The following is a 4,843-nucleotide window of genomic DNA, read 5'->3' on the forward strand; positions in this document are numbered from 1 at the left end:
TGGGAAATTCTACCATCTACAATTACAACTAATTTTCAAGGTTCAGCCCAGGTTTTTAATCAGTCTTTTGGAAATCTAGGCTGGTTATTACTAATATCCATTGTGGTAATTTATCTAATTCTTGGTATTCTTTATGAAGATTTTATTCACCCAATTACCATTCTTTATGGTTTACCTTCTGCGGGTTTTGGTGCTTTGTTGACGCTGTATATTTTTCAAGTGGAATTAAATCTTTATTCGTTTATTGGCATGATTTTATTAGTCGGTATTGTCAAGAAAAATGGGATCATGTTAGTAGATTTTACCATTGAGTCCCAACGTCAAGACGGAAAAAGTCCAACAATGGCAATTTATCAAGCTTGTTTAGTGCGTTTTTGTTATATTAATATTATTCAAATGATCAATTATATATGCAAACAATTGATAAAAAGTCAACTAAAAAAGCATGGGTTCGGGCAATATCTCAACCTGCAACGGAATTTTCTGCCACTCAATTACCGATTCTTGCAGGTAAAATCCCCGATGGTTTGCGGGGTACACTGTACCGGAATGGACCAGCAAGACTAGAACGGAATGGTGTTGGGGTGGGACATTGGTTTGATGGAGATGGGGCAATTCTGGCTGTTAATTTTACCAATGTCGAAGCAGTTGGGGTTTATCGTTATGTGCAAACCACTGGTTATCAAAAAGAAACTGCTGCGGGTAAATTGCTTTATGGTAATTATGGCATGACTGCACCAGGAATTATCTGGAATCAATGGATAAAACCTGTGAAAAATGCGGCGAATACTTCAGTTTTGGCATTACCTAATAAACTTTTGGCATTGTGGGAAGGTGGTAAACCTTATGCTTTAGATTTGCAAACTTTAGAAACTTGTGGTGAAGATGATTTAGGAAGTTTAACTAAGGAATTAAGTTATTCTGCCCATTATAAGCAGGAAAAAAATACAGGGGAAATTTTTAATTTTGGTGTAAGTCCTGGATTAAATGCCACAATTAATGTTTATAAAAGTGACTCGACTGGCAAAATTATCCAAACAGCAATACATGAATTAGAAGGAGTACCACTAATACATGATTTTGTGTTAGCGGGACAGTATCTTGTCTTTTTTATTTCCCCAGTGCGGTTAAATCTTTGGCCTGTTTTGTTAGGGATAAGGAGTTATAGTGATTCCCTAGAATGGCATCCTGAATTGGGAACTAAAATTATAGTGCTAGATAGAGAAAATTTATCTTTAGTCAGTCGAGGAGAAACTGAATCTTGGTTTCAGTGGCATTTTGCTAATGGTTATGTAGATAATAGTGGTGCGGTAATTGTGGATATTGCCCGTTATGAAGATTTTCAAACTAATGAATATCTTCGAGAAGTAGTTACCGGGGAAACTCACACAATTGCTAATAGTACATTTTCACAAGTTCAACTTAATCCTTTAACTGGCAAGGTAATTAAAATTGAACAACTTTCAAATCAACATTGTGAGTTTCCTAGTGTTCCTCCCCAAAATGTAGGTCTATTCTCTCGCTATACTTATATGTCAGGATTTCAACCAGGAACAGATGCTAGTAAGGAACTTTTAAATAGTATTGCTTGTTTTGATCACAAAACTGGAACTTTAACACAAGCAAACATAGGAGAAAATCGCTATCCTTCCGAACCTATTTATGTACAAAATCCGCAAAACTCTGAACAAGGTTGGGTGTTAACTGTGGTTTATAATGCTCATACTCATAGTAGTGAAGTTTGGGTATTTGCGAGTGATAGGTTAAATGCAGAACCTGTTTGTAAACTGGGATTACCCAGCGTTATCCCCCACAGTTTTCACGGTACATGGAAACCTGCTTAGAAAAATCCAATCATAGGAATTACGAACCGCAGAGGACACAGAGGACACAGAGGTTAGAGAGGAATGGGAGTTGAAAATAATTTCTGTGTAAGTCCTAAATCAATGTAGGGGTGGGGTTTTCCCACGTTTTAACTTGAGGACTTGATTTGTAATTGTAAAGTTTTGTAACGATATAGATAACATTACTCTGCATTCACAGAAGAACTCATAGAACGAAAAATCAATTCCCCAAATCTATGAATCTTCAACTTTTTATCTCACGCAGAGGCGCAAAGGACGCAGAGAAAAGGAAAATATGAAGAAACTATTAATAAGAAGAATCTCTTTTTTATTACTTGCTATGTTGGTGACTGTTTTCATTACATTTACTCATGCTGTCGCTCAGGAAGTACCATTTTATTGGGACTATATCAACGTTAATATTGATGTGCAAACTAACGGAGATATGTTAGTTACAGAAACACAAAAGTATGTTTTTACATCAGATTGGACAAATCAAAGATATCGCTATATTCCTTTAGATAAAGTTGATGAAATTAAGGATGTAACGGTTCAAGAAAATAATAAAATTATTCCTAGTGAAACTGGAATTGAAAATAATCAATTTTGGATTCGTTGGCAACATCAATTAAAAGCACCAGAATCACATATTTTTGTAATTAAATATCGTGTAGTTGGTGGACTGCATATTAATGGTGATAATACTCAAGTTTACTGGAAAGCCATTTTTGCTGACCGTAAAGCCCCCATTCAAGCAGCAAAAGTTCAGGTACAACTGCCAGAAGCTTTATCAGGTAAAGTCGAAGATTTTCAAAATTTTGGTATACCAGCTACAGCCAGTCAAGTAAATCCAAAAACATTGGAATTTGTAGCAAATCAGGCTATTCCACCCCAGGAAGAGTTAGAAGTTCAGGTAACATTCAAGAGTGAAATTCTCAATATTCCTCAAGCTAATTGGCAAAAAAGCGGGTTTTTCGACTTTGATAAAGTTTTTAATTTAACTAACTTTATGTTTCTGATCTTTTTTGCCCCAATTGCCTATTACATATTTTCAGCAATCAATGATCGAAAATGTCCTGAATGTGAAAAATTTACCCTCAACCGGAATTCTAGAATATTAGTTGCTGCAACCACTAGCCATACAGGAAGGCAAAGAGTAACCCACCACTGCACAAACTGCCCATACCATAACGAGTTTGAACAGGTGATTCCAGTAATTAGTGAAAGTAGTGGCGGCGGTGGTGGCGGCGGCGGTGGTGGCGGTGGTGGCGGCGGTGGTGGTGGCGGCGGCGGCGGCGGTGGCGGTTGATAGCCAGTTAGCACTTACACCTCATCTCAAGTAGCAGTTATTAGTAGCAATTCTCATGTTTTGCACTATAGCGAAGGTATTGATAAATCTGAAAAGTTCTTAATTGAAAAAGGAAAACAAAATGAAATTATCAAAATTAACAAGTTTGGTTTTTGTATTAGGAGCAATATTATATAGCTCTAAAGTTGATGCTCAAAATGTGCCAAATGTTTTAGATTCAGGAAGAGAATCAAGATTACTGTTAGTACAAGTTAACCCTCAAGATGCAGAATCATATTTCAAGCGAAGTGAAGTCCGATTTGAATCAGGAGATTTAAAAGGGGCGATTGAAGATTTAAACCAAACCCTGCGTCTTAATCCTAACTTTGCACAAGGTTACAGTAATAAAGGTGTTGTTCGTTGTGCATTAGGAGATTTAAAAGGGGCAATTGAAGATTACAACCAAGCCCTGCGTCTTGATCCTAGTCTTGTAGAAGCATACTACAATAGAGGTAATGCACACGGTGCATCAGGAGATATGAAGGCTGCGATTGAAGATTACAACCAAGCCATACGGATTAATCCTAACATTGTACTAGTTTATAATAATCGGGGTCTTGCTCGCAAAATATTGGGAGATGTAAAAGGGGCAGTAGAAGATTACAATCAAGCCCTGCGTCTTAACCCTAATCAGGGAGAAGCCTACTATAACCGGGGTCTTGCCCGCAAGATATTGGGAGATTTAGAAGGAGCAATAGAAGATTACAATCAAGCCCTACGTCTTAACCCTAATCAGGGAGAAGCCTACTATAACCGGGGTCTTGCCCGTGTTGAATCAGGGGATATAAAGGAAGCAATAGAAGATTTAAACCAAGCCCTGCGTCTTAACCCTAATGATGCAGAAGCCTACTTTAACCGGGGTTTTACCCGCAAGATATTGGGAGATTTAGAAGGAGAAATAGAAGATTACAATCAGGCTTTGCGTATTAATCCTAATTTTGCAGAAGCATACAATAATCGGGGTCTTGCCCGCCGTGCATCAGGAAATATAAAAGGTGCAATTGAAGATTACAATCAAGCTTTGCGTATTAATCCTAATATTGAACGGGTCTACCTAAATAGAGGTACTGCCCATGCTCTATCAGAAAATAGGAAAGCAGCAATTGATGATTTCACTCAATCACTACGTATCAATCCTAACTTTGCACTAGCCTACCTCAACCGAGGTACTGCTCGCCGTGCATTAGGAGATAAAAAAGGGGCTACTGCCGATTTTCAGAAAGCATCTGCACTATTTCAGCAACAAGGAAAAATAGCTGAATATCAATATACTCTCAATTTAATTCTGAAGATAAACATTGAGCCAAAATAGGCAAAAATGTTTTTGCTGCTTTATAGCAATCTTAAGAATATATCACGATTAAATTAACCTAATCAAATGGATGAATTAGAAGCAAAAATCCTCCAACTTATTCAACAAACCTGTCAACATCCTAGTGGTAGTCTTGCCCGTCAAAAAGGATTAAATCAGATTATTTTACTAATTCAAAAAACAGGTAAATTATTGCGTGGTGCAGGTATACCTGATGCTGAAGAAGCTTTACAGGAAACTTGGTGGTATTTTTGCCGTAATCTTTGTGAAGCTACTAGCGCAAAAGAACCTTATACTCCTGATAAAAGTAGCGTGATTACTTGGATTAACAATTACCCA

General features: G+C 37.3%; 4 protein-coding genes and 1 pseudogene. All 5 read left to right on the forward strand.

Annotated elements, in window-relative coordinates; translation table 11 throughout:
* Nucleotides 1-567, forward strand: a 567-nt coding sequence (locus FJR08_RS22310; protein WP_371415575.1) for an efflux RND transporter permease subunit, incomplete at its 5' end; no start/stop codon positions are given.
* Complete coding sequence (locus FJR08_RS22315) at nt 459-1,844, forward strand: carotenoid oxygenase family protein (protein WP_323294658.1); 1,386 nt, start codon at nt 459-461, stop codon at nt 1,842-1,844. The genes FJR08_RS22310 and FJR08_RS22315, both read left to right, overlap by 109 nt.
* A 295-nt stretch (nt 1,845-2,139) precedes the next feature.
* Nucleotides 2,140-3,153: a DUF2207 domain-containing protein gene (locus FJR08_RS22320; RefSeq protein WP_168634622.1), complete on the forward strand. Its 1,014-nt coding sequence runs from the start codon at nt 2,140-2,142 to the stop codon at nt 3,151-3,153.
* A gap of 121 nt (nt 3,154-3,274) precedes the next feature.
* Complete coding sequence (locus tag FJR08_RS22325; protein ID WP_168634623.1) at nt 3,275-4,504, forward strand: tetratricopeptide repeat protein; 1,230 nt, start codon at nt 3,275-3,277, stop codon at nt 4,502-4,504.
* Nucleotides 4,505-4,570: 66 nt separating this feature from the next.
* Nucleotides 4,571-4,843 (forward strand): annotated as a pseudogene (locus FJR08_RS22330) (sigma-70 family RNA polymerase sigma factor); the annotation flags it as partial.

The organism is Dolichospermum sp. UHCC 0260 (genome assembly GCF_009711985.1).
Lineage (GTDB): Bacteria > Cyanobacteriota > Cyanobacteriia > Cyanobacteriales > Nostocaceae > Dolichospermum > Dolichospermum lemmermannii.